This window comes from Streptomyces sp. NPDC029164 (assembly GCF_055563995.1).
In genome coordinates this window covers 1-21189 of sequence record NZ_JBVHWW010000041.1, presented here as the reverse complement: position 1 = coordinate 21189, position 21189 = coordinate 1, and the positions used below count along the sequence as shown (strand labels likewise).

The following is a 21189-nucleotide window of genomic DNA, read 5'->3' as shown; positions in this document are numbered from 1 at the left end:
CGTCTCATTCTTCGGATCCGTCCCCGTTGGCTGCGTCGAGGATGCCGGGCAGGGCCCGGACGAACGCGTCAGCCTCGGCCTCGGTGAGCAGGTACGGCGGCATGAGCCGTACGACGTCGGGGGCGGGCGCGTTGACCAGGAAGCCGGCGTCCTGAGCCGCCTGCTGCACCTGGGGTGCGAGCGGCTCGGTCAGCACGATACCCAGCAGCAGGCCGGCGCCCCTGACGTGGGAGACCAGCGCGTGCCCCGAGGACTCGATCCCGGAGCGCAGCCGCTCGCTGCGGGCCTTGACCTGGTCGAGCAGCCCCTCGGAGGCGATGGTGTCGATCACGGCGAGGCCGGCGGCGCAGGCGACCGGGTTCCCGCCGAAGGTGGTGCCGTGCTGGCCGGGCTGGAACAGGTCGGCCGCGGTCCCGAAGAGGGCCACCGCGCCGATCGGCAGTCCGCCGCCCAGCCCCTTGGCGAGGGTGACGATGTCGGGCTCGACGTCCTCGTGGGCCTGGTGCTCGAACCACTGGCCGCACCGGCCGATGCCGGTCTGGACCTCGTCGAGGACGAGCAGGGTGCCGGTGGCGCGGGTGATCTGGCGGGCGGCCGTCAGGTACCCGGCCGGGGGCACGACCACGCCGTTCTCGCCCTGGATCGGCTCGATGACGACGAACGCGGTCTCCTCGGTGACGGCGGCCCGCAGGGCTTCGACGTCGCCGAAGGGGACGTGCGTGACGTCGCCCGGCAGCGGCAGGAAGGGTTCCTGCTTCTTCGGCTGGCCGGTGAGGGCGAGGGCGCCCATGGTCCGGCCGTGGAAGCCGCCGTCGGTGGCGACCATGTGGGTCCGCCCGGTCAACCGGCCGATCTTGAAGGCGGCTTCGATCGTCTCGGCCCCGGAGTTGCAGAAGAAGACCTTGCCGGGGCGGCCGAAGAGCTGCAGCAGCCGCTCGCCGAGCGCGACGACGGGCTCGGAGATGAAGAGGTTGGAGACGTGGCCGAGGGTGGAGACCTGCTCGGTCACGGCCGCCACGATCGCCGGGTGGGCGTGGCCGAGCGCGTTGACCGCGATGCCGCCGACGAAGTCGGTGTACTGCTTGCCGTCGGCGTCCCACACCTGGGCTCCCTCGCCGCGCACGAGGGCGATGGCGGGGGTTCCGTAGTTGTTGGTCAGCGCGCCCTGCCAGCGCGCGCCGTACTCCTGGTTGCCGCTGCCCTTCGTCATTCCGCTCCCCCTGGCTGTTGTCCGGGCCGTGGGTCGGGCACGACCATCGTGCCGATGCCCGAGTCCGTGAAGATCTCCAGCAGGATCGAGTGCTGGACCCGCCCGTCGAGCACGCGGGCGGTGTTCACGCCGTTGCGCACGGCGTGCAGGCACCCCTCCATCTTGGGCACCATGCCGCTGGACAGCTCGGGCAGCAGCTTCTCCAGCTCGCTGACGGTGAGCCGGCTGATGACCTCGTCGCTGTGCGGCCAGTCCGCGTAGAGGCCCTCGACGTCGGTGAGGACCATCAGCGTCTCGGCGCCCAGCGAGGCGGCGAGCGCCGCGGCCGCCGTGTCGGCGTTGACGTTGTAGACGTGGTGGTCGTCGGCGCTGCGGGCGATGGAGGAGATGACCGGGATCCGGCCGTCCGAGAGCAGCGCCTCGATCGCGCCGGTGTCGATGGCGGTGATCTCGCCGACCCGCCCGATGTCGATGACCTCGCCGCCGATCTCCGGGCTGTGCTTGGTCGCCGTGATGGTGTGGGCGTCCTCGCCGGTCATGCCGACGGCGAGCGGCCCGTGCTGGTTGAGCAGTCCGACCAGCTCGCGCTGGACCTGGCCCGCCAGCACCATCCGTACGACGTCCATGGCCTCCGGGGTCGTGACGCGCAGGCCGGCCTTGAACTCGCTGACCAGGCCCTGCTTGTCGAGCTGGGCGTTGATCTGGGGGCCGCCGCCGTGCACGACGACCGGCTTGAGGCCGGCCTGGCGCAGGAAGACCACGTCCTGGGCGAAGGCCGCCTTGAGGTCCTCGTCGATCATGGCGTTGCCGCCGAACTTGATGACGACGATCTTGCCGTTGTGGCGGGTGAGCCAGGGCAGGGCCTCGATGAGGATCTGCGCCTTGGGCAGGGCGGTGTGCTTGCGGGCGGTGCCGGGCTGGCCGGCCTTCTCGTCGCTCATGAGGAGTACGCGCTGTTCTCGTGGACGTAGTCGGCGGTCAGGTCGTTGGCCCAGATGACGGCCGACTCGCCGCCGGTGGAGAGGTCGGCGGTGATGCGGACCTCGCGGTCCTTCATCGAGACCAGGTCGCGGTCCTCGCCGACCGAGCCGTTCTTGCAGACCCACACGCCGTTGATGGCGACGTTGAGGCGGTCCGGGTCGAAGGCGGCCCGGGTGGTGCCGATCGCGGAGAGCACCCGGCCCCAGTTCGGGTCCTCGCCGTGGATGGCGCACTTGAGCAGGTTGTTGCGGGCGATGGACCGGCCGACCTCGACCGCGTCGTCCTCGCTGGCCGCGCCGATGACCTCGATGCGGATGTCCTTGCTGGCGCCCTCGGCGTCACCGATCAGCTGGCGGGCCAGGTCGTCGCAGACGGTGCGCACGGCCTCGGCGAACTCCTCGTACACCGGCACCCGGCCGGACGCGCCGGAGGCGAGCAGCAGCACCGTGTCGTTGGTGGACATGCAGCCGTCGGAGTCGACCCGGTCGAAGGTGGTGCGGGTGGCGGCGCGCAGCGCCTTGTCGAGGGTGGCGCTGTCCAGGTCGGCGTCGGTGGTGAGGACGACGAGCATGGTGGCGAGGCCGGGGGCGAGCATGCCCGCGCCCTTGGCCATGCCGCCGACGGTCCAGCCTCCCTGGGAGACGGTGGCCGTCTTGTGCACGGTGTCGGTGGTCTTGATGGCGATCGCGGCGGCCTCGCCGCCGTCCTCGGACAGGGCGGCGGCCGCGGTCTCGATGCCGGGGAGCAGCTTGTCCATGGGGAGCAGGACGCCGATCAGGCCGGTGGACGCGACCGCGACCTCCCCGGCGTTGAAGTCCTCGCCGAGGACGGCGGCCACCTTCTCGGCGGTGGCGTGGGTGTCCTGGAAGCCCTTGGGGCCGGTGCAGGCGTTGGCGCCGCCGGAGTTCAGGACGACCGCGCCGACGGTGGCGCCGCGCAGGACCTGCTCGGACCAGTGCACGGGGGCGGCCTTGACGCGGTTGGAGGTGAAGACGCCCGCGGCGGCCTGACGCGGCCCCTTGTTGACCACGAGGGCCAGGTCCGGGTTGCCGTTGGCCTTGATCCCGGCGGCGATGCCCGCTGCCGTGAATCCCTGTGCTGCCGTGACGCTCACGGTGCGACTCCGATCGTCGAAAGACCCAGGCTCTCGTGAAGCCCCAGGGCGATGTTCATGCTCTGCACCGCGCCGCCGGCGGTGCCCTTGGTCAGGTTGTCGATGGCGCTGACGGCGATGATCCGCCGGGCGGACGCGTCGTAGGCGACCTGGACGTGGACGGCGTTGGAACCGTGGACGGACTTGGTGGACGGCATCCGGCCCTCGGGAAGCAGGTGGACGAACGGCTCGTCGGCGTACGCCTTCTCGTAGGCGGCGCGCAGCGATTCGGCGGTGGTGCCGGGGAGGGCCTTGGCCGAGCACGTGGCGAGGATGCCGCGTGCCATGGGCACGAGGGTCGGCGTGAACGAGACGGAGACGCGCTGCCCTGCGATGGGGCTCAGGTTCTGCACCATCTCGGGCGTGTGCCGGTGGCCGCCGCCCACGCCGTACGGGGTCACCGAACCCATCACCTCGGCGCCGAGCAGGTGCGGCTTGAGGGCCTTGCCCGCGCCGGAGGTTCCGGTGGCGGCGACGATCACGGCCTCCGGCTCGGCGAGCTGGGCCAGGTAGGCGGGGAAGAGCGCGAGGGAGACGGCGGTGGGGAAGCAGCCGGGGACGGCGATGCGCTTGGTCCCCTCCAGTGCGGCCCGGCCGCCGGGCAGCTCGGGGAGGCCGTAGGGCCAGGTCCCTGCGTGCGGGGCGCCGTAGAAGGCGTCCCAGTCGGCGGAGTCCTTGAGCCGGTGGTCGGCGCCCATGTCGACGACGAGGACGTCCTCGCCGAGTTCGGCGGCGACGGCGGCGGACTGGCCGTGCGGGAGTGCGAGGAAGACGACGTCGTGGCCGGCGAGGGCCTGGGCGGTGGTCGCCTCCAGGGTGCGCCCCGCGAGCGGCACGAGGTGTGGCTGCAGGGAGCCGAGGAGCTGTCCGGCGTTGGAGTTGCCGGTCAGCGCGCCGATCTCCACTTCGGGGTGCGAGAGCAGGAGGCGCAGGACTTCCCCGCCCGCGTACCCGCTCGCTCCGGCCACCGCTACACGTACCACCATCGGACCCTCCTCATCGATGGCATGACTATACGTACGTCCGCACGTTTATGCAATGTTCTGGATCTCGGCGGGAGGGACGCGCGGGAGGATCCGGCGCCTGCGGCGCCCTACGGAAGATGTCTAGCAGGAAAGGGCCCGCTCCGGCGGCGATTGCGCCGGTCGCGTCGGCACGCGGCGGGAGCCGTCCCGTCGACGAGACGGCGTCCGGACCACCGTGTTCTACGCCGGGGCCTGGAGGGAGAGGTACCAGCGGCGCGCCCAGCCGGTGAGGGTCAAGGTGGACAGCGGTCGCACGTCCACGTTCCAGTAGGTCAGCGGGGGCGCCTGGAGCGCGTAGACCAGGGCCGCCCGGACCACCGAGGGCTCGGCCACCGCCACGATCGCGCCGCCGTCGTCGGCGGGGCGGGTGTCGAGCCAGCCGCCGATCCGGGAGATGAAGGCGAGCAGGGACTCGCCTCCGTGCGGGGCGGCCCGCGGATCGCTGAGCCACAGGTCCACCGCGCCGGGTTCGCGGGCGGTCACCTCGGCCAGGGTCAGCCCCCGCCAGCGGCCCATGTCGCACTCGCGCAGCGCGGGCTGCGCGAGGGGCGCGTACCCGAGGGCCTCGGCGGTGGCCCGGCTGCGCGGGGTCGGCGAGCAGTAGCGCAGCTCGGCCGCGCCCAGGGGCACGAGGTCCCGGGCAGCGGACTCCACCGATCGCCAGCCGGCTCCGTCCAGCGGGCGGTCGTCGTCGAAGCGCTCGGCGAGCAGCGAGGAACTACGGGCTGCGGCAACGAGCGAAACCCGAACATGCATGCGGTGATGGTGAGCCGCGAACGGCCGGGGGTCAAGCTTTCCGGAACGACGCCGTCAGCGGCTTGGGCGGCTAGCCGCCGAGGCCGGCCCGCAGCCGCTGGACGGCCTCCACCAGCTCCCCCGGCCCCGACACCCCGGCGAAGCTCAGCCGGACGTACGGGCCGGGCGGTTCGGCGCAGAAGTACGGGCGGCCGGGGGCCACCGCGACCCCGGCGCGCAGGGCCGCCGCCGCGAAGGCCGCGTCATCGGCTCCGTCGGCCATCCGCAGCCACAACTGGTATCCGCCCGACGGCAGGTGGTGCAGCGTCAGCCCGGGCAGCTCCCGGCGCAGGGCCCCCGCGAGCACGTCCCGCCGGTGCCGCAGCTCGGCGGCCACGGTGCGCAGGTGGCGCGGCCAGGCGGGCGCGCCGACCAGTTCGAGGGCTGCCTCCTGGAGCGGCCGGGACACGAAGAAGGTGTCCACGACCTGGATGGCGCGCAGCCGGTCCACCACCGGGCCCCGGGCGGCCAGGGCGCCCACCCGCAGGCTGGGCGAGGTGGCCTTGGTCAGGGACCGGACGTGCACGACCACCCCGTCGTGGTCCTCGGCGGCCAGTGTCGCGGGCAGCGGACCGGCGTCGTCGTGGCCCAGGGCGCGGGCGTAGTCGTCCTCCACCACGAAGGCTCCGGCGGCGCGCGCGATCCGCAGCACCTCGGCCCGCCGCGCGGGAGCCAGTACCGCCCCGGTCGGGTTCTGGAACAGCGGCTGGCATACGAACACCCGCGCGCCGGTCGCCTCGAAGGCGGCGGCCAGCAGCTCCGGCCGCACCCCCTCGGCGTCCACCGGGACGGGCACGGGCCGGCAGCCGGAGGCGCGGGCGATGGCCAGCAGCCCGGGGTAGGTCGGGGATTCCACCAGGATCGGCGCCCCGGGCGGGGCCAGCGCCCGCAGGGCGGTGGTCAGCGCGCTCTGCCCGCCCGCGGTGACCAGTACGTCGGCGGCCGCGACGGCCCCGCCGATCTCGCGGGCGAACCAGTCGCGGAGCTCGGGCAGCCCCTCCATGGGCGGCCGGTCCCAGGCACCGGGGCGCCGCCCGGCCCGGGCGAGCGCGGCCGCCATGGCCCGCTCGGGCTGGATGGAGGCGTGCAGGTAGCCGCTGTTGAGTCCGATCACCCCGGACGGCGGTGCGGCCAGACAGGCCAGCACCCCGGAGGCGTCGACCGAGCGCGGCACGATCTCGCCGGGGGCCTCGGCGCTGAGGGCGACCTCCTGCCAGGAGGTGTCCCCGGGCGCGGCGGGCGCCGTGCGCGGGGAGGCGCGGAAGACGCCGGCGCCGGGCCGGGTGACGACGAGGCCCTCGGCGGCGAGCTGCGCCAAGGCCCGGGAGACGGTGACGGGACTGACCCGATAGCGCTCGACCAGAGCCCTACTCGACGGGAGCTTTCCACCTACAGAGTAGCGGTTGAGCTCAGACCGCAGCGATTCCACCAGTTCCATCACACTGCTACGCTCATACATGACAGCACAGAATAGCGCTACTCTCCCGAAGGCGATAGCGGTCACGAGCCCGGCGGGCAGCGGTACCGCCCTCGCCTCACTCGGCGTCCTCGCCTTCTCCCTGACCTTCCCCGCCACCGCGTGGGGCCTGGAGAGCTTTGGGCCGTGGTCCCTCGTCGCCCTGCGCAGCGTCCTCGCCGCCGTCATCGCCGGAGCCTTCCTGCTGGCCCGCCGGGTCCCGCTGCCCGCCCGCAAGCACTGGGCCGGTCTCGCCGTCGTCGCGGGCGGGGTGGTCGTCGGCTTCCCGCTGCTCACCACCCTGGCGCTGACGACCTCCACCACCTCGCACGCCGCCGTCGTGGTCGGCCTGCTGCCGCTCACCACCGCCGCCCTGTCCGCGCTGCGCACCGGGGCGCGGCCCTCGCGCGCCTTCTGGGTGGCGGCCGTCGCCGGGGCCGCGGTCGTCATGGGCTTCACCCTCGCGCAGAGCGGCGGCGCCCTCTCGGCCGGCGATGCCTGCCTGTTCGGCGCCCTGCTGGTCTGCGCCGCCGGGTACACGGAGGGCGGGCGCCTCGCCCGGACCCTGCCCGGCTGGCAGGTGATCGGCTGGGCGCTGCTCCTGTGCCTGCCGCTCAGCCTGGCCGGCTCCGCGCTCGGGCTCGCGTACGAGCCGGTGCACCTCGGCGGGCACGGGCTGGCCGGGCTGGTCTGGGTGGCGGCCGGCTCCACCTTCCTGGGCCTGTACGTCTGGTACCGGGGCATGGCCGAGATCGGCGCACCGCGCGCGAGCCAGCTCCAGCTCGCCCAGCCGCTGCTGACCCTGGTCTGGTCGGTGGCGGTGCTGGGCGAGCGGCTCACCCCCGCCGCGCCGCTGGCCGCCTGCGCGGTCCTCGTCTGCATCGCGGTCACCCAACGGGTCAAATAGCCCCAGTACGACCTAAACTGCTAGCACCGGATCGGACCGCCACCGAGGAGGTCAGTTATGCGCGCGACCGAGGGCGACCAGCTGGTGCAGCACGGCAGGATCGTCGGACAGCACGACAAGGTGGGCGAGATCACCCAGGTGCTGGGCGAGAACGGAACCCCCCCGTACCGGGTCCGCTTCCAGGACGGGCACGAGGCCCTCATGGCCCCCGGGCCCGACTGCGTGGTCCGTCACCCCGTAGAGCCCGACCAGTGAATCAGCGCGGGGGCACCGCCGAGCCGTAGTGGTCGGCGACCACCCGGGCCATCGCTCCGTTGGGGTCCGCGGCCACCTGCTTCGCCGAGAAGTAGACGTGGCCGCGGACTTCCGGGTGTCCGGCGGCGAACCGCAGGTGCTTCGACAGCTCTCCCGGATCTCGCCAGGCCGCGGTGGTGCTGTCCGCGTCGCAGCGGTACAGCGCCTCCCCCACGTAGAGGTCCACGCCCGTGCCCGCCACCGTCCGCGCCCACCAGGGCACGACGTCGGCGTAGTCGGCGGTCGGGTGGCCGATGTGCCAGTACGCCTGGGGCACGATGTAGTCGATCCAGCCCTCCCGGACCCACTTGCGGGTGTCCGCGTACAGGTCGTCGTACGTCCCCAGGCCCGCCCGTGTCGGCGAGCCGAGCGGGTCCCGGTCCGAGTTGCGCCAGACCGCGAAGGGGCTGATGCCGAACCGGACCGCCGGGCGCAGCGCCCGCAGCCGCGCGGACATCTCCTGGACCAGGGTGTCGGTGTTGTGGCGGCGCCAGTCGGCGCGGGACGCGAAGGAGCCTCCGTGCTCCTCGTACGCCTCGTCGTCGTCGAAGTACTCGCCCTCCGCCGGGTAGGGGTAGAAGTAGTCGTCCCAGTGCACCGCGTCCACCGGGTAGCGGGTGATGGCGTCGAACATGGCGTCCTGTACGAAGCGCCGCACCTCGGGCATGCCGGGGTTGTAGTAGAGCTTCCCGCCGTACTCGACGGTCCAGCCGGGGTTGCGCCGGGCCGGGTGGGCGGCGGCCAGCCGGTCGAGGTCGGTGTGGTTGGCCACGCGGTACGGGTTGAACCAGGCGTGCAGCTCCAGCCCGCGGGCGTGCGCCTCGGTGACCGCCGTGCCCAGCGGGTCCCAGCCGGGATCGGCCCCCTGCTCGCCGGTCAGCCACTGCGACCAGGGCTCCAGCTTCGAGGGCCAGAACGCGTCGGCCGCCGGCCGGACCTGGAGGACCACCGCGTTGAGCCGGCGCTTGACGGCGGTGTCGAGGAGCCGCAGCAGTTCCGTGCGCTGCCGTGCGGCGGAGAGCCCGCTCCGGGAGGGCCAGTCCACATTGGACACGGACGCGATCCACATGCCACGGAACGCGGCGGTGGCGGCCCGGGCGGAGAGCCCGGCGGCCGTCCGCCGCGCCGCCGCGGCGGCTGGTCCGGAGGTGGTGGCCGCGATCACCCCCAGGGCTCCGGCCAGCAGTGCCCGTCGGCCGATGTACGTCATGTGACATCTCCGTTTCGCTGAGTGACATTGCGCGATGTCCGCTCAGCATGCCCGCCCCGGCCCGCCGCCCGGCGCAAGGTCGGGAGTAACGTCGGGGGGCGTGGCGGGCGCCGGAATCGTACGGGGGACCCGCCGACGGAGAGCTGCGAAAGGCACGAAGTGACTGACCTCCCTTCCGACATCACACGGGTCGGCGTAGTGGGCTGTGGCCAGATGGGCGCGGGTATCGCCGAGGTGTGCGCCCGCAGTGGCCTTGAGGTCAAGGTCGCCGAGACCACCGGCGAAGCCCTGGAGATCGGCCGGACCCGGCTTCACAACTCCCTGACGAAGGCCGCCGAACGCGGCAAGATCACGGAGGAGGAGCGGGACGCCGCCCTCGCCCGCCTCACCTTCACCACCGACCTCGGCGAGTTCGCCGACCGTGACCTCGTCATCGAGGCGGTCGTCGAGAACGAGCAGGTCAAGACGGAGATCTTCCAGGTCCTCGATCAGGTGATCACCCGCCCGGACGCGATCCTGGCCTCCAACACCTCCTCGATCCCGCTGGTCAAGCTGGCCGTCGCGACCTCGCGGCCCGACCAGGTCATCGGCATCCACTTCTTCAACCCGGCCCCGGTGCAGAAGCTCGTCGAGCTGATCCCCGCGCTCACCACGGGCGAGGAGACCGTCAAGCGGGCCGAGGCCCTGGTGCGGAACGTGCTGGGCAAGCACGCGGTCCGCGCCCAGGACCGTTCCGGCTTCGTCGTCAACGCGCTCCTCGTCCCGTACCTGCTGTCCGCGATCCGGATGTTCGAGTCGGGCATCGCGAGCCGCGAGGACATCGACAACGGCATGGAGCTGGGCTGCGCCCACCCGATGGGCCCGCTCAAGCTGTCCGACCTGATCGGCCTGGACACCATCGCCTCGATCGCCGACTCGATGTACGCCGAGTACAAGGAGCCGCTGTACGCCGCTCCCCCGCTGCTCCAGCGGATGGTCGACGCGGGCCGCCTGGGCCGCAAGACGGGCGCGGGCTTCTACCCGTACGCCTGATCCCCGCCGCTGCCCCCTACGGCTGACCCAGCCGCAGGTGGTGCAGCAGGAGCAGCCCGGCCGCCATGTTGGCGGCCGGGACCTCCCCGCGCGCGATCATGTCCGGCACGAGTTTGAGCGGGACCCATTCCCGGCGCGAGGACTCGAACGCGTCCTCGGGATGGCCGATGTAGGTGGCCCCCTCCGCCCAGTAGAGGTGGTGGCGGCCGTCGGTCAGCCCGTTGGACGGCTCGACGGTCATCAGGTGGTGGAGCGGGCCGGGCCGCCAGCCCGACTCCTCCTCCATCTCGCGCGCCGCCGCGGCCGCGATGTCCTCGCCGTCCTCGACCACCCCGGCGGGCAGTTCCCAGCCCCAGCTGTCGGTGATGAAGCGGTGCCGCCAGAGCAGCAGCACCTCATTGGCCTCGTTGACGGCCGTGGCCACGGCGACCGGACGCAGCCGGATCACGAAGTGGTCCAGGTGCCGGCCGTCGGGGAGTTCCACGTCGGCGAGATTCACGTCGAACCAGCGGTTCTTGTACACAGTCTGCTCACTCAGGTTCATCCACTGCACGGCTGTGCCACCTTCCGTTCGAGTAGGTGGCAAACATGGCAGCAGCTGACCCGTCACAGCGGAACGCGCAGCGCCCCGTCGATGAGCTGTGCGGTCTCCTCCGCGCCCGAACAACCGCTGGTCAGCAGCTGTTCGCGGACCGCCCGCAGCCGGTCGCGCAGCCGCAGCGACTCCATCCCCTTGGCCCGTTCGGCCATTTCCGCCGCGGACGCCGCCGCCCGGTCCGCCTCGCCCTGGCGCAGCTGGATCTCGCACAGCATCGCCAGCCGGTGCACCCGCCCGCGGTCGTGGGCCGGGGTGCCGACGGCGGCGGCCGCCTGGACCCGGGCCGCCTCCAGATCCCCCAGACTGAGCAGCGCCTCGGCGACCTGGACGTTGACGAGCCCGGGCTGTACGTAGCCGGTCTCGTCGGGTTCGGTGCCCGGGCGGATCCGCTCCGCGGCCGCCTCGGCGTTGCCGATGCAGGCCAGCGCGGCCCCGGTGTCGCCGAGTTGGGCGTACGCCTTGGCCTGCATGGCGTACAGGTCGGCGGTCAGCGCCGGGGTGGTGTGCGGGCCGGCGGCGCGCAGCGCGGCCTCGGCGAAGGCGACGGCCTGGCGGTATTCGCGCAGGTGCAGGGACTGGTTGACGATCAGCGCGATCACGTACGCCCCGAGCCCGCGGTCCCCGCTCGCCTTGGCCAGGCGCAGCGCCTGGTGGAAGTAGCGCTGGGCGAGCCCGTGGGCGTCCGAGTCGTACGCGCAGATCCCCGCCACCGCCACGAGGGACCCGGTGGCCCGGTGCAGCCGGCGGCCGAGGGCGTCGGGGTAGCTTCCGCGCAGCATGGGCGCCGTCTCACTGCCAAGGAACCGGACGATCCGGTCCCGGGTGGCCACCCCGCCGGCCCGGCGGTACATCAGCTCGTAGTGCGCGCGGGCGGCCTTCAGGATCTCGATGTGCTCGGGACCGATCCGGTTCGGGCCCTCGCGGGAGACGTCCGCGTCCTCGGGCGGGTTCTCCCATTCCCAGACCGGGATCACGGCGGGCGTTCCGGTAACCGCCTCGGCGGTGAGCAGCTGGGGCCGGGCCTGCCCGTCGGACCGCCACAGGGCGGCGGCCCGGTCCACGAACCCGCTGAGCGGGGAGGCGTGCAGGGAGACGGGCCGGTCGGCCGCCCCGAGCCCGATGTCGTCCAGTCCGACGGGACGCCGCAGCCGGCCGCCGAGCACCTCGCAGATCAGGTCGGGGACCTGGCCCCGGGGCCGCTGACCCTTCAGCCACCGGGCCACGGCGGTGTGTTCGTAGCGCAGGGCGAGTCCGCGGGTGCGACCTGCCTGGTTCACGTAGGCGGCGAGTCCGGCATGGGACATGCCCGCCTCGGCGAGGAGGGCGTCGAGCAGGACATTGGGCTGCATGGGCCGCTCCCAGGGCTCGTCGATCTCAGGCTAGTGGGTGCGCGGTTCACACGGGGTGTGAACCGAGTACGCGCATAAATGCGATGCGCACTCTGCCGCACGGGCCGCCGTGGGCGCTTCACTTAAGGGCCTCGCCAAGAGGTAGCCCGGGTCGTCGGCTCCCCCTCGTACAGTGCGACGACCCGCACCGCGCCGCCCGTCCTGCTGTCTGCCCGACACTCCACGGCAGGCGGGCGGCGCGTTCCGGCTCCGCCGGCGCCCGGTTGGTCGCCGGGCCCCGGCGGAGCCGGCCCCCGGCAGCCCGCCGGTCAGGACCGGTCGTCGCGGAGCACCAGCAGGGCGACGTCGTCGGCGAGTCGCCCGCCGGTGTGCCGGAGGAGGGCCGCGTGCACGCCCGCGACCAGCCGCGCGGGCGTCCGCGGGGCCGGGGCCCGTGCGAGGACCTCCGCAGGGGGTAAGCACGCGCCGGTGGCGTCCCGGGCCTTCTCGGCGATCGGTGTGCGGGAACAGGGTCTCCCCGGACCGCGGTTCACTCCGCCCTTCTCACTCGAACGAGTGAGGGCGCATCCGGTGGTCCGGATGCGCCCTCAACTGGCCTTTACGCGGGGCGGCTACGCGCCCCGGAGCACCGCCCCGGTCCGCTCGCCCGCCAACGCCACCGCCGCGTCGCGCGCGGCCGTGGACTCCTCGGCGGTCAGCGTCCGGTCGGTCGCGCGGAAGCGCAGCGCGTACGCCAGGGACTTCTTGCCCTCGCCGACCTGCTCACCGGTGAACACGTCGAACAGCCGCAGCGACTCCAGGAGTTCGCCCGCTCCCTTGCGCAGGGCGGCCTCCACGGAGGACGCGGGAACCGACGCGTCGACGATCAGCGCGACGTCCTGGGTCGCCACCGGGAAGGTGGAGATCCGGGGCGCCTGCAGGGCCTCGCCGCCGGCCGCCGCGAGGCGGTCCAAGTCGAGCTCCATGGCGCTGGTGCGGGCCGGCAGGCCCATCGCCTTGACCACGCGCGGGTGCAGTTCGCCGGCGTGGCCGATGACCTGCTCGACGCCGTCGATGGTGACGACCAGCTCGGCGCAGCGGCCCGGGTGCCAGGGACCGTACTGGCCCTGGCGGACGACGAGCCGCGCGCCGGCCTCGACGGCCAGCGAGCGGGCGGCCTGGACCGCGTCCGCCCAGTCGGCCGGGCGGCCCTTGCCCCACCAGCCGGCCTGCTCGCGCGCACCGGCCAGCACGACCGCGGCGTACCGCGGCTGCGCGGGCAGGGCCGCGTTCAGGGTGGCGATCTCCTCGTCCGTGGGACGCCGGTCGACGGGCAGCCGTACGGCGACGCCCGGCTGCGCGGCGGCCCGGAAGACCGAACCGGTCTCGAAGAGCGCGAGGTCGTGGCTGCCCCGGCTGTCGTTGCGGCGCAGCGCGCCGAGCAGACCCGGCAGCAGCGTGGTGCGCAGCGCCGGCTCCTCGTCGGAGATCGGGTTGACGAGCTTGACCACCTGGCGCGACGCGTCGTGCGCCGGGAGCTGGAGCTGGTCGAAGACGCCCTCGCCGATGAAGGGGTAGCTCAGCGCCTCGACGTAGCCCGCGCCGGCCAGCGCGCGGCCGACCCGGCGGTGCAGCTGCTGCCGGGCGGTCAGACCGCGGCCGGAGGGCACCTGCGGGAGGGTCGACGGGAGGTTTCCGTAGCCCTCCAGCCGAATGACCTCTTCGGCGAGGTCGTTGGGCGCGGCGAGGTCGGGCCGCCACGAGGGGACGGTGACGACGAGCTCGTCCTGGCCGTAGACGTCGCAGCCGATCTCCTGGAGGCGGCGCACGACGGTCTCGCGGCCGTACTCCATGCCGGCGACGCGGTCCGGGTGGTCCGCGGGCATGGCGATGGTGCGCGGCGCGCCCGGGGCGATGACCTCGGTGACCCCCGCCTCGGCGGTGCCGCCCGCGAGGAGCACGAGCAGGTCGACGGTCCGCTGCGCGGCCGCGGCGGCGGCCTGCGGGTCGGTGCCCCGCTCGAAGCGCTTGGAGGCCTCGGAGGAGAGCTTCATGCGGCGGGCGGTGCGCGAGATCGACACGGAGTCGAAGTGCGCGGCCTCGATGACCACCTCGGTGGTCCCGGTGACCTGTCCGGTCGAGCCAGAGGGATCAAAAGGTGTGGTGACGGCGTCGGCGATCTCGGTGTTGGCGCCGCCCATGACACCGGCGAGCCCGATCGGGCCGCGGTTGTCGGTGATCACCAGGTCCTCGGCGTCGAGCGTGCGCTTGACACCGTCCAGGGTGATCAGCTCTTCGCCCTGCTCGGCCCGGCGCACGCCGATCGGCCCCTCGATGGACGAGCGGTCGTAGGCGTGCAGCGGCTGGCCGAGCTCGAGCATCACATAGTTGGTGATGTCGACGGCGAGCGAGATCGGGCGCATGCCCGCCTTCTGCAGGCGGCGGGTCAGCCAGATCGGGGAGCGCGCGTCGGGGTCGAGACCGGTCACCGTGCGGGCGGTGAAGCGGTCACAGCCGGCCGGGTCGTCGATCTTGACGGGGTAGCCGTACGAGTTCGGCTGGGGCACGTCGAGCAGCGCCGGGTCGCGCAGCGGCAGGCCGTAGGCGGTGGCCGCCTCGCGGGCGACACCGCGCATGGACATGCAGTAGCCGCGGTCCGGGGTGATGTCGATGTCGAGGACCTCGTCGACGAGCTGGAGCAGCTCGATCGCGTCGGTGCCGACCTCGTGCTCGTGCGGCAGCACGATGATGCCGTGCGTGCCGTCGTCGCCCATGCCCAGCTCGTCGCCGGAGCAGATCATGCCGTGCGAGGTGCGGCCGTACGTCTTGCGCGAGGCGATCGCGAAGTCGCCGGGCAGCACCGCGCCGGGCAGGACCACGACGACCTTGTCGCCGACGGAGAAGTTCCGGGCGCCGCAGACGATCTCCTGCGGTTCGCCGGTGCCGTTGGCCTGGCCGACGTCGACCGTGCAGAAACGGATCGGCTTGCGGAAGCCCTCCAGCTCCTCGATGGTCAGCACCTGGCCGACGACGAGCGGGCCCTTGAGCCCGCCGCCGAGCTGCTCGACGGTCTCGACCTCGAGGCCGGCGTCGACCAGCTTGGCGGCCACGTCACGGCCGGTCTCGCCCGCGGGCAGGTCGACGTACTCCCGCAACCAGGAAAGCGGGACGCGCATCAGATCTCACTCCCGAACGGCCGGGTGAAGCGAACGTCACCCTCGACCATGTCTCGCATGTCTTCAACGTTGTGACGGAACATCAGCATCCGCTCGATGCCGAACCCGAAGGCGAACCCGCTGTACTTCTCGGGGTCCACACCGCAGGCGACGAGCACCTTGGGGTTGACCATGCCGCAGCCGCCGAGCTCGATCCAGCCCTCGCTGGAGCAGGTACGGCACGGGCGGTCGGGGTTGCCCACCGACTCGCCGCGGCATACGTAACACTGCATGTCCATCTCGGCGGACGGCTCGGTGAACGGGAAGAAGTGCGGGCGCAGGCGCGTGGTGGTGCCCTCGCCGAACAGCTCCTGGACCATGTGGTCCATGGTGCCCTTGAGGTCCGCCATGGTCAGGCCCTCGTCCACGGCGAGCAGCTCGACCTGGTGGAAGACCGGCGTGTGGGTCGCGTCGAGCTCGTCGGTGCGGTACACCCGGCCCGGGCACACGACGTAGACGGGGGGCTTGCGCTCCAGCAGCGAGCGGGCCTGCACCGGGGAGGTGTGGGTGCGCAGGACGACACCGGACTCGTCGCCCTCGGTGCCCTCGGGGCCCCGGACGAAGAAGGTGTCCTGCATCTGGCGCGCCGGGTGGTCGGGCGTGAAGTTGAGGGCGTCGAAGTTGAACCACTCCGCCTCGACCTCGGGCCCCTCGGCGACCTCGTACCCCATGGCCGTGAAGATGTCCGCGATGCGGTCCATCAGCGTGGTCAGGGGGTGCCGGGCGCCGGCGGGGACGCGGTCGTAGGGCAGCGTGACGTCCACGGCCTCCTCGACCAGCACCCGCTCGTCGCGCTCGGCTTCGAGCTCGACCGTGCGGGCCCCGAAGGCCTTGTTCACGGCGCCGCGGGCCTGGCCCACGCGCTTGCCCGCCTCGGCCTTGGCCTGCGGGGGCAGCGCGCCGATCTCGCGGTTGGCGAGCGCCAGGGGCGAGCGGTCGCCCATGTGCGCGGTCTTCGCCTCACGCAGCGCGTCGAGGTCGCCGGCGGACGCGAAGGCGGCGAGCGCCTCGTCCCGCATGCGCTCGATCTCTTCCGGTTTCAGTGCCTCGACCTCGACAGGGTCGTACGACTTGTTCGGTGCCGACATCTCTTCCCGTACTTCCGATGGCTGGCTGGTGGGTCCCCGTACGGCACGATCAGACCGATCGACACAGAGACACAAAGGTGCCAAAGGACGAGTCTAAAGGTCGCTGGGGGTGAAGGAGCCCGTGGGCCGTCTGGCGAGATGCTCAGCAGGGCTACTGCGTGAGGTACGCCGGGGCGCTCACGGGCAGGATAAATCGGAATTCGGCGCCGCCGCCGGGGCCGCGGCCGACCGTGATGGTGCCGCCGTGGGCCTCCACGATGCCCTTGACGATGTACAGGCCCAGGCCGGTGCCGCCGCGCTTGCTCCCCCGCCAGAAGCGGGTGAAGACGCGGCCCATCGACTCCTCGGGGATCCCGGGGCCTTCGTCGGACACGGTGACGGCGGTTCCCTTCTCATGCGGCGATACGTCGATGGTGACCGTTCCGTCTCCGTGACGCACCGCATTTTCGAGGAGGTTGCCGAGAATCTGGTCGATCTTGTCCGGATCGGCCCAGCAGTCGGGGAGCGGGCGGCTCACTCGTACGAGGAACCGCTCGGGGGCCTGCCCGTTCGCGGTGAGCGCCTGGACGTGGCGGCCGACGGCGGTGGCGAGGTCCACGGGCTGGCGGCGCACCTCCAGACGGCCGGAGTCGATGCGGGAGATGTCGAGGAGTTCGGCGATGAGGCGGGTGACGCGGTTGGCGTCGGCGTCGACGGTCTCCAGCATCAGCCGCTTCTGGTCGTCGGTGAAGCGTTCCCACTTGGCGAGCAGGGTGGCGGTGAAGCCCTTGACGGAGGTCAGCGGGGAGCGCAGCTCGTGGGCGACGGTGGCGATCAGCTCGGCGTGGCTGCGCTCGGTGCGGCGGCGCGCCTCGGTGCCCCGCAGGGTGACCACGAGGCGGCGCAGCGGGCCGGTGGGGTGGGTGCGGATGTAGCTGGCGGAGACCAGCACCTCGCGGCCGCCGGGGAGCAGCAGGTTCCGCTCGGGCTGTCCGCGGCGGGTGGCGAGGCCGCCGTAGGGGTCGGTCAGCGCCCACCAGCGGCGGCCTTCGAGGTCCTCCAGCGGGAGCGCGCGGTCGATGCGGGCGCCGAGGGCCTGGGCGGGGTCGGTGGCGGTCATCCGGGCGGCGGCCCGGTTGAAGCAGATGACGCGCCCGGTGTGGTCGGCGACGACGAGCCCGTCGGGCAGGCAGTCGGGGTCGATCCCGAAGCCGAGCCCCTCGCCCTCGGCCCGGGAGCCGGTGCCGGCGTCCGCGGGTCCGCCCGGACGGGCGCCGGCCGGGGCCTGCGGCGGGACGCCGGCCAGAGCGTCGGCCCGCGGCGGGACCTGGGCGGCGCCGGGTCCGGCCGGCACCGGTGGACCGGCCGTCGTGCCGGCCCCCGGTGAGCTGTTCGTACCGACGGTCATGTCCCCGTACCCCACATCTCCGAGTAGCGCAGTGGGCCCCCGGGCCGCCACATTACTAGCTGGGGGTCACGGAGCGGCACCCTCCGGGCGCCCGCTGTGCACGCGCGGACGCGTAGAGACACACGGCGGCGGCCGTCGCCAGGTTCAGGCTCTCCGCCTTCCCGTGGATCGGGACCCGCACCACGGCGTCCGCGAGGGCCCTGGTCTCCTCGGGAAGGCCCCAGGCCTCGTTGCCGAAGACCCAGGCGGAGGGACCGCCCATGGTGCCCGCGTCCAGCTCGGCGTCGAGGTCGTCCTCGCCCGCGCCGTCGGCCGCGAGGATCCGTACGCCGGCCGCCCGCAGGCCCTCGACGGCCTGTTCCACCGGGACGCCGACCGCGACCGGGAGGTGGAAGAGGGAGCCCACGGAGGCCCGTACGGACTTGGGGTTGTAGAGGTCCACGGAGGCGTCGGTCAGCACCACCGCGTCGGCGCCGGCGGCGTCCGCGCAGCGCAGCACCGTACCGGCGTTGCCGGGGTCGCGGACGTGCGCGAGGACGGCGACGAGCCTGGGCCCGGACTTCAGGATCTCCTCGAACGGGGAGTCCAGGAAGTGGCAGACCCCGACGAGGCCCTGCGGAGTGACGGTCTGCGAGACCTCGGCGAGCACCTCGTCGCAGGCGTAGTGCACGCGGGCACCCGCGTCCAGGGCGGCGTCGATGATCTCGGTATAGCGCTCGGCCGCCTCGACGGTGGCGAACAGCTCGATCAGGGTCGACGCGCCGGTCGGTCCGCGGTGCTCGACGGCCTCGCGGACCGCCTGCGGGCCCTCGGCGATGAACCGGCGCTCCTTGGTGCGGAAGTTGCGCCGCGCCAGTCGCCTGGCGGCGGCCACCCGCGGGGATCGGGGGGAGATCAGCTCGGCGGGGTGACCCAGGTCAGCCATGGTCTCTGCGGTTCTCTCTCGGGGATGCGGGGCGCACGGGCGCGGGCGGTGCGGAGCGCGCGGAGCGCGGACGGTACGGAGCCCGCGGGCGCCGGCGGTACGGAGCCCGCTGCGCCGGCGGTACGGGCGGTCTGCCCCTGCGGTGCGGGGAAAGCACTCGGACCCGCAGGCGAATCGCCTGCGGGTCCGAGGGTGCCGACTGCTTACGCGGCCGGCCAGGCCTTACGCAGCGGCCTTGGGGGCGTTGACGTCGGCCGGAAGCGCCTTCTGAGCGACCTCGACCAGCGCGGCGAACGCGTTGGCGTCGTTGACGGCCAGCTCGGCGAGGATCTTGCGGTCCACCTCGATGTTGGCGGCCTTCAGACCCTGGATGAGGCGGTTGTACGTCATGCCGTTCTGGCGGGCAGCAGCGTTGATGCGCTGGATCCACAGCTGACGGAAGTCGCCCTTGCGCTTCTTGCGGTCGTTGAAGTTGTAGACCAGCGAGTGGGTGACCTGCTCCTTGGCCTTGCGGTACAGGCGCGAACGCTGACCGCGGTAGCCGGAGGCCGCCTCGAGGATTGCCCGGCGCTTCTTGTGGGCGTTTACTGCCCGCTTGACGCGTGCCACTTTTTAACTCCTTGTAGCGGGGCCGTGGGTGTCTTCACACGGCCCGAATTCGATGGGGTCCCGGTCTTGACGTCCCGCTCCCGCGAGGGAGCGGAGGACATCAGATGCCGAGAAGCTTCTTGATCTTCGCGGCGTCGCCGGGGGCCATCTCCGCGTTGCCGGTGAGGCGGCGGGTGACACGGGACGACTTGTGCTCGAGCAGGTGGCGCTTGCCGGCGCGCTCGCGGAGCACCTTGCCGGAGCCGGTGACCTTGAAGCGCTTCTTGGTACCGCTGTGCGTCTTGTTCTTCGGCATGGCGCCGTTATCTCCTCGTCGGTGGCGCTCCCACCGGTCCGTTGCGGGACCGGCTCACGGGAGCGTCATGTTGTGTCGGTGATCCGAGACGGGCTGCCTCGGGATCAGGCCTCGGCGTTCGTCTCGTCGGCGGGGGCCTCGGTGACGTCGGCGGAGGCGACCTCGGTGGTCTCCTCGACCTCGACGGCGGCGTCCTCGGAAGGGGCCTCGTCGTCGGCGTGGGCGACACCCTGGCGCTCGGCCTTGCGGGCGGCCTGCGCCTCGCGGGCTTCGGCCATCGCCTCGGTCTTCTTCTTGTGCGGACCGAGGACCATGATCATGTTTCGGCCGTCCTGCTTCGGGTTCGACTCGATGAACCCGAGGTCCTCGACGTCCGAAGCGAGACGCTGCAGCAGTCGGTAGCCGAGTTCCGGCCGGGACTGCTCGCGACCACGGAACATGATCGTGATCTTGACCTTGTCGCCCTGCTTGAGGAACCGAACGACGTGACCCTTCTTGGTGTCATAGTCGTGCGGGTCGATCTTCGGCCGGAGCTTCATTTCCTTGATGACCGTGTGCGCCTGGTTCTTGCGCGCCTCACGGGCCTTCATGGCCGACTCGTACTTGAACTTGCCGTAGTCCATGAGCTTGCAGACCGGCGGGCGTGCGGACGCCGCGACCTCGACCAGGTCGAGGTCGTACTCCTGCGCGAGCTCAAGCGCCTTGGCAAGCGGCACGATGCCGACCTGCTCGCCGCTGGGACCGACAAGCCGTACCTCGGGAACGCGAATCCGGTCGTTGATGCGGGGCTCGGTGCTGATGGATCCTCCTCGGTAGCACCACACGACTGCCTGGCAGACAGCCGCTGACGTGTATTTCCGTCAGACCACCACAGCGGGAGAATGAAAAAAGCCCCGCCGGGCACAGGCAGGGGCTCCAATACAACCGGAACACCGTCGCGTGCGAACCGCGGGGCGTAGACTCGGGCAGCTTTCCATCGTCCGTACGGAACGATGGATGCCACCTGACCGGTGACCCGCCGTCCCGGAGGACGATCAGGTGGGAGAAACGGAGCCTCCACTTGTGGGCCGGGCACAGAAGTGTCCGGCCGGTCGATGTACATACTAGCACCCGCGTTGCAAGCCCGCCGCACGGCATATCGTGGGACTCATGACTGACGCGACACCCTCCACCGACCCCGCTGCCGACGGCGCCCCCGACTACGACGCCATGACCCGCGACATCGCGGACGTGCCCGCCGTCGAGGTGATCACCACGGTGGCCGTGCACCTGCTGAGCGCCGCGGCGGTCAACCTGGGCCTGGACAAGCCGGACTCCGAGCACAAGGACCTCGACGAGGCCCGCAAGCTGATCACGGCCCTCGCCGGCCTGGTCACCGCGAGCGCCACCGAGATCAGCTCCTTCCACGCCGCCCCGCTGCGCGACGGCCTGAAGTCGCTCCAGCTGGCCTTCCGCGAGGCCTCGATCGTTCCGGACGAGCCGGGCCAGGGCCCGGGCGAGAAGTTCACGGGTCCCGTCTTCGCCTGAGCGCGCGCGTACGCCGCGTAAGAACGCGAGGAGAACGCGAGGAGAACGCGAGTAGAGAAGAGGGGGGGGGGGGGGGGGGGGGGGGGGGGGGGGGGGGGGGGGGGGGGGGGGGGGGGGGGGGGGGGGGGGGGGGGGGGGGGGGGGGGGGGGGGGG

General features: G+C 72.5%; 21 protein-coding genes. 4 read left to right on the top strand and 17 right to left on the bottom strand.

Translation table 11 applies throughout. The features are described 5' to 3' along the window. Positions 1–4: 4 nt before the first annotated feature. The 6 genes from ACZ4VT_RS31695 to ACZ4VT_RS31670 form a co-directional block, all read right to left on the bottom strand. Complete coding sequence (locus ACZ4VT_RS31695; protein ID WP_467954878.1) at positions 5–1210, bottom strand: acetylornithine transaminase; 1206 nt, start codon at positions 1208–1210, stop codon at positions 5–7. Beyond that, complete coding sequence (gene argB, locus ACZ4VT_RS31690; protein ID WP_467954877.1) at positions 1207–2151, bottom strand: acetylglutamate kinase; 945 nt, start codon at positions 2149–2151, stop codon at positions 1207–1209. The genes ACZ4VT_RS31695 and argB overlap by 4 nt, the downstream gene beginning before the upstream one ends. Beyond that, complete coding sequence (gene argJ / locus ACZ4VT_RS31685; protein WP_467954876.1) at positions 2148–3305, bottom strand: bifunctional glutamate N-acetyltransferase/amino-acid acetyltransferase ArgJ; 1158 nt, start codon at positions 3303–3305, stop codon at positions 2148–2150. The genes argB and argJ overlap by 4 nt, the downstream gene beginning before the upstream one ends. After that, positions 3302–4330, bottom strand: coding sequence for an N-acetyl-gamma-glutamyl-phosphate reductase (gene argC, locus ACZ4VT_RS31680; RefSeq protein WP_467954875.1), 1029 nt, complete (start codon positions 4328–4330; stop codon positions 3302–3304). The genes argJ and argC overlap by 4 nt, the downstream gene beginning before the upstream one ends. Before the next feature lie 219 nt (positions 4331–4549). Next, positions 4550–5125: a histidine phosphatase family protein gene (locus tag ACZ4VT_RS31675; protein ID WP_362857929.1), complete on the bottom strand. Its 576-nt coding sequence runs from the start codon at positions 5123–5125 to the stop codon at positions 4550–4552. A 70-nt stretch (positions 5126–5195) separates the two neighbouring features. Further along, complete coding sequence (locus ACZ4VT_RS31670) at positions 5196–6623, bottom strand: aminotransferase-like domain-containing protein (protein ID WP_467954874.1); 1428 nt, start codon at positions 6621–6623, stop codon at positions 5196–5198. On the opposite strand from ACZ4VT_RS31670, the gene ACZ4VT_RS31665 reads away from it, so the two are divergent. Next, positions 6622–7527, top strand: coding sequence for a DMT family transporter (locus ACZ4VT_RS31665; protein ID WP_467954873.1), 906 nt, complete (start codon positions 6622–6624; stop codon positions 7525–7527). The two genes, ACZ4VT_RS31670 and ACZ4VT_RS31665, sit on opposite strands and share 2 nt — an antisense overlap. Before the next feature lie 57 nt (positions 7528–7584). Beyond that, positions 7585–7782 carry a DUF1918 domain-containing protein gene (locus ACZ4VT_RS31660; RefSeq protein ID WP_467954872.1) on the top strand — a complete coding sequence of 66 codons (198 nt, stop codon included), beginning with the start codon at positions 7585–7587 and terminating at the stop codon, positions 7780–7782. Position 7783: 1 nt separating this feature from the next. Here ACZ4VT_RS31660 and ACZ4VT_RS31655 read toward each other — a convergent pair whose 3' ends face one another. After that, on the bottom strand, positions 7784–9031 hold the full coding sequence (locus tag ACZ4VT_RS31655) for a glycoside hydrolase family 10-like protein (protein ID WP_467954871.1): 1248 nt from the start codon (positions 9029–9031) through the stop codon (positions 7784–7786). Between the two features lie 159 nt (positions 9032–9190). On the opposite strand from ACZ4VT_RS31655, the gene ACZ4VT_RS31650 reads away from it, so the two are divergent. Then, the gene (locus ACZ4VT_RS31650; RefSeq protein ID WP_030706157.1) at positions 9191–10063 is read left to right on the top strand and encodes a 3-hydroxybutyryl-CoA dehydrogenase; all 873 of its coding nucleotides are present in this window, start codon (positions 9191–9193) and stop codon (positions 10061–10063) included. 16 nt (positions 10064–10079) lie between these two features. Here ACZ4VT_RS31650 and ACZ4VT_RS31645 read toward each other — a convergent pair whose 3' ends face one another. The 10 genes from ACZ4VT_RS31645 to infC form a co-directional block, all read right to left on the bottom strand. Beyond that, a complete protein-coding gene (locus tag ACZ4VT_RS31645; protein WP_467954920.1) occupies positions 10080–10607 on the bottom strand; it encodes an NUDIX hydrolase in 528 nt (175 codons plus the stop codon). Positions 10608–10669: 62 nt separating this feature from the next. Next, entirely contained in the window at positions 10670–12010 is a 1341-nt protein-coding gene (locus ACZ4VT_RS31640) for a transcriptional regulator (protein ID WP_467954870.1), read from the bottom strand. A gap of 308 nt (positions 12011–12318) precedes the next feature. Next, on the bottom strand, positions 12319–12543 hold the full coding sequence (locus ACZ4VT_RS31635) for a hypothetical protein (protein ID WP_467954869.1): 225 nt from the start codon (positions 12541–12543) through the stop codon (positions 12319–12321). 78 nt (positions 12544–12621) lie between these two features. Next, entirely contained in the window at positions 12622–15165 is a 2544-nt protein-coding gene (gene pheT, locus ACZ4VT_RS31630) for a phenylalanine--tRNA ligase subunit beta (protein ID WP_467954868.1), read from the bottom strand. After that, a complete protein-coding gene (pheS, locus tag ACZ4VT_RS31625; protein WP_467954867.1) occupies positions 15165–16292 on the bottom strand; it encodes a phenylalanine--tRNA ligase subunit alpha in 1128 nt (375 codons plus the stop codon). The genes pheT and pheS overlap by 1 nt, the downstream gene beginning before the upstream one ends. A gap of 151 nt (positions 16293–16443) precedes the next feature. Then, on the bottom strand, positions 16444–17679 hold the full coding sequence (locus ACZ4VT_RS31620; protein ID WP_467954866.1) for a sensor histidine kinase: 1236 nt from the start codon (positions 17677–17679) through the stop codon (positions 16444–16446). Positions 17680–17734: 55 nt separating this feature from the next. Further along, the gene (locus tag ACZ4VT_RS31615; RefSeq protein WP_467954919.1) at positions 17735–18595 is read right to left on the bottom strand and encodes a TrmH family RNA methyltransferase; all 861 of its coding nucleotides are present in this window, start codon (positions 18593–18595) and stop codon (positions 17735–17737) included. A gap of 231 nt (positions 18596–18826) precedes the next feature. Further along, positions 18827–19213: a 50S ribosomal protein L20 gene (gene rplT / locus ACZ4VT_RS31610; RefSeq protein WP_007263143.1), complete on the bottom strand. Its 387-nt coding sequence runs from the start codon at positions 19211–19213 to the stop codon at positions 18827–18829. A 100-nt stretch (positions 19214–19313) separates the two neighbouring features. Continuing rightward, a complete protein-coding gene (gene rpmI / locus ACZ4VT_RS31605) occupies positions 19314–19508 on the bottom strand; it encodes a 50S ribosomal protein L35 (RefSeq protein WP_030012385.1) in 195 nt (64 codons plus the stop codon). Between the two features lie 104 nt (positions 19509–19612). Continuing rightward, positions 19613–20332 carry a translation initiation factor IF-3 gene (infC, locus tag ACZ4VT_RS31600; protein WP_037805393.1) on the bottom strand — a complete coding sequence of 240 codons (720 nt, stop codon included), beginning with the start codon at positions 20330–20332 and terminating at the stop codon, positions 19613–19615. A gap of 325 nt (positions 20333–20657) precedes the next feature. Between infC and ACZ4VT_RS31595 the strand changes: the two genes are divergently transcribed. After that, on the top strand, positions 20658–21035 hold the full coding sequence (locus tag ACZ4VT_RS31595; RefSeq protein ID WP_351303530.1) for a DUF1844 domain-containing protein: 378 nt from the start codon (positions 20658–20660) through the stop codon (positions 21033–21035). Positions 21036–21189 lie beyond the last annotated feature (154 nt).

Excerpts from the sequence above, each read along its gene's own strand:
- ACZ4VT_RS31695 (WP_467954878.1), bottom strand. The coding sequence starts at position 1,210 with ATGACGAAGGGCAGCGGCAACCAGGAGTACGGCGCGCGCTGGCAGGGC.
- argB (WP_467954877.1), bottom strand. The coding sequence starts at position 2,151 with ATGAGCGACGAGAAGGCCGGCCAGCCCGGCACCGCCCGCAAGCACACC.
- argC (WP_467954875.1), bottom strand. The coding sequence starts at position 4,330 with ATGGTGGTACGTGTAGCGGTGGCCGGAGCGAGCGGGTACGCGGGCGGG.
- ACZ4VT_RS31675 (WP_362857929.1), bottom strand. The coding sequence starts at position 5,125 with ATGCATGTTCGGGTTTCGCTCGTTGCCGCAGCCCGTAGTTCCTCGCTG.
- ACZ4VT_RS31665 (WP_467954873.1), top strand. The coding sequence starts at position 6,622 with ATGACAGCACAGAATAGCGCTACTCTCCCGAAGGCGATAGCGGTCACG.
- ACZ4VT_RS31670 (WP_467954874.1), bottom strand. The coding sequence starts at position 6,623 with ATGTATGAGCGTAGCAGTGTGATGGAACTGGTGGAATCGCTGCGGTCT.
- ACZ4VT_RS31660 (WP_467954872.1), top strand. The coding sequence starts at position 7,585 with ATGCGCGCGACCGAGGGCGACCAGCTGGTGCAGCACGGCAGGATCGTC.
- ACZ4VT_RS31655 (WP_467954871.1), bottom strand. The coding sequence starts at position 9,031 with ATGACGTACATCGGCCGACGGGCACTGCTGGCCGGAGCCCTGGGGGTG.
- ACZ4VT_RS31645 (WP_467954920.1), bottom strand. The coding sequence starts at position 10,607 with ATGAACCTGAGTGAGCAGACTGTGTACAAGAACCGCTGGTTCGACGTG.
- ACZ4VT_RS31640 (WP_467954870.1), bottom strand. The coding sequence starts at position 12,010 with ATGCAGCCCAATGTCCTGCTCGACGCCCTCCTCGCCGAGGCGGGCATG.
- pheT (WP_467954868.1), bottom strand. The coding sequence starts at position 15,165 with ATGCGCGTCCCGCTTTCCTGGTTGCGGGAGTACGTCGACCTGCCCGCG.
- pheS (WP_467954867.1), bottom strand. The coding sequence starts at position 16,292 with ATGTCGGCACCGAACAAGTCGTACGACCCTGTCGAGGTCGAGGCACTG.
- ACZ4VT_RS31620 (WP_467954866.1), bottom strand. The coding sequence starts at position 17,679 with ATGACCGTCGGTACGAACAGCTCACCGGGGGCCGGCACGACGGCCGGT.
- rpmI (WP_030012385.1), bottom strand. The coding sequence starts at position 19,508 with ATGCCGAAGAACAAGACGCACAGCGGTACCAAGAAGCGCTTCAAGGTC.
- ACZ4VT_RS31595 (WP_351303530.1), top strand. The coding sequence starts at position 20,658 with ATGACTGACGCGACACCCTCCACCGACCCCGCTGCCGACGGCGCCCCC.